Source organism: Mesorhizobium sp. (genome assembly GCF_004962925.1).
Lineage (GTDB): Bacteria > Pseudomonadota > Alphaproteobacteria > Rhizobiales > Rhizobiaceae > Mesorhizobium.
Genome location: NZ_SUEO01000094.1, coordinates 12,341 through 14,777, shown reverse-complemented (window position 1 = coordinate 14,777; position 2,437 = coordinate 12,341). Strand labels below are relative to the sequence as shown.

General features: G+C 60.8%; 2 protein-coding genes. One reads left to right on the top strand and one right to left on the bottom strand.

The genetic code is table 11. From position 1 onward, the window contains the following. Positions 1-105 precede the first annotated feature (105 nt). Positions 106-366, bottom strand: coding sequence for a DUF982 domain-containing protein (locus tag E5W87_RS18975; protein ID WP_287332048.1), 261 nt, complete (start codon positions 364-366; stop codon positions 106-108). 313 nt (positions 367-679) lie between these two features. Between E5W87_RS18975 and E5W87_RS18970 the strand changes: the two genes are divergently transcribed. Next, positions 680-2,437, top strand: a 1,758-nt coding sequence (locus tag E5W87_RS18970; protein ID WP_292400674.1) for a TonB-dependent siderophore receptor, incomplete at its 3' end; no start/stop codon positions are given.

The following is a 2,437-nucleotide window of genomic DNA, read 5'->3' as shown; positions in this document are numbered from 1 at the left end:
AGGTCGCATATTTCAAGCTCAGCCACTACCCTTGCGCGCGTTCCGAGACGTTTTGGCTCTCGCTATCGACGGGCGGCTTGCCTCGCGAACGCTTCCTTAGACGCGTCAGCCGGGAAAAACGCCCACAACCAGTATTCCGGCCTCCCGGGCGGCCTCGACGAAAGCCTGTCGCGCAAATTCGGGCGGCTGCTCGCCCTTGAGGACCGCGATGCAGGCTTCGCGGGCCTGCTTGTGGCGCGGACCCCATTCCGTCGGCCAGCTGCGGAGAAGACACTCGGCCGCCGCTCGGGTGGACGGAATGTTGATCCTTTTATCACGCCCGCCCAGTTCCACACGGACATAGCTCTTCCAACGCTTCGTGTCCAAATCGCCCGCCAAGAGCTTCCCTCAGTTCACCAACGGTCTTGAAAGAAATCGTCCGGATGGTCCGACCAAGCCGGGCCTGCCGAATCCGTGGCGAGGATGCCGAACTTTTTCGAAAAGGCAACAAATGGCTTACGGGCATTGTCGGCCGAATCTTCCCGGCGCTGTTTCGAGTTAAAGGTGGGGAACAAGAAGCAGCACGTTCATTGTTGACAACAGAAGTCATGTTATCTAGCAAACCCTCCTAGCCGACCAAACCCAGCTCCCTTCAGGGCAAGGCAAATAATCTTGGTCAACGCCGATGAGGGGGCTTTGTATGGAAAAGCGTGTTGGATTATCTGCCGCGTTGGTCGTGATGGTCGGGCACAGCGCAGCTGCGCAGGAAGCGACAGTGCTCGAACGCATCGTGGTTGAGGGGCTAGGTGGTGTGCCCCTGACCGCAACGATCGGCAATCTGCCGGAAGCGTATCCGGGCGGACAAGTCGCGCGAGGCGGGCGCCTGGGCCTGCTAGGCAACCGCGACATCATGGATACGCCGTTCAACATAGGCAGCTACACGGCGCAAATCATCGAGAATCAGGGTGCACGCACCGTGGCCGACGTGATGATCAATGATCCTTCCGTGCGGAGCACCCATTCAACCGGCGGGATAGTGGATTCCTTCTACATTCGCGGCTTTCCAATCAATGAAGGCAATTTTGGCGAGGTCGCGTTCGACGGCGTCTACGGGGTCGCGCCGACCTATCGCCTGTTCACCGACTATGCCGAGCGTATTGAGGTCCTCAAAGGACCGGCGGCGCTGCTTTACGGCATCGCGCCGAACAGCAGTGTCGGGGGCACCATCAATATCGTTCCCAAGCGCGCGGCCGAGGTCGATCTGACACAGTTTACGGCCGATTATGGCTCGAGCCTGCAGGGCGGCGGGCATGTCGAGGTGAGCCGGCGTTTCGGCGCCGAGCGTCAGTTCGGGGTCCGCCTTAACGGCAGCTATCACGGCGGTGACACGCCGATCGACGACCAAACGCGTGACGTGCCGGTGGGCGCCTTGGCGTTCGATTATCAGGGCGAGCGGCTCAGGGCGACACTCGATGTGATCGGCCAGCGGGAAGATTTCCAGGCGCCGCAACGCCCGTTCTTTCCGCTTTCCGGTCTCGCAATACCAGAGGCGCCCGACGGTCGGCTTAACGTTCAGCAGCCGTGGGAGTGGTCGAAGAGCGAAGATTTGTCAGTGCTGGGACGGGTCGAATATGACCTTACCGACCAGGTAACGGTGTTTGCCGCTGCCGGCGGGGGCAACTCGCGCATCGAGCGACTCTTCGGGACGCCAGTGATCTTGAACTCGGCGGGGGACGTCAGCATTACGCCGCAGAATTACGTCTTCGATGTTGACAGGACCACGGCGGAAACGGGCCTGCGCGCCGGCTTTGACACTGCCGAAATCGCGCATTCCGTCACGCTCCAGGCAAGTCATTTCAATCAGAGCCTCGGCCGGGGCTTCAATTCGGGAACGGCTCAGTTCACCAACATCTACGATCCTGTCGCCCGGCCCTGGCAGGACATACCGGCGCCGGCTTCGGCGCCGAAGGTATCGGAGAGCGAGTTGTACGGGTTTGCGCTCGCCGACACCTTGTCGATGTTTGATGAGCGGGTGCAGCTGACCGTCGGAGCGCGGTGGCAACATATCGCGTCGGAAAATTTCAACTCGACAACCGGCGCCGTCACATCGTCCTCCGACGAAGGCGCATTGACACCGTTGGTCGGCTTGGTCGTCAAGCCGTGGGAGAACGTGTCGCTTTATGCCAACTACGTCGAAGGGTTGAGCATCGGCGATACTGCGCCCACGACGGCCGTGAATGCGGGTGAAACGTTGGCGCCTTACAGGTCCAGGCAGATTGAGATTGGAACCAAGATCGATCTCGGCCGGCTGGCCGTGACAGTCAGCGCGTTCCAGATTGAAAAGCCCTTTGGGCAGCTTGAAACGCGCGGCAGCGATCTCGTGTTCGTGGAAGGCGGCGAGCAACGCAACCGCGGCCTGGAATTCAACGTCTTCGGGGAAGTGACGCCGGGTGTGCGG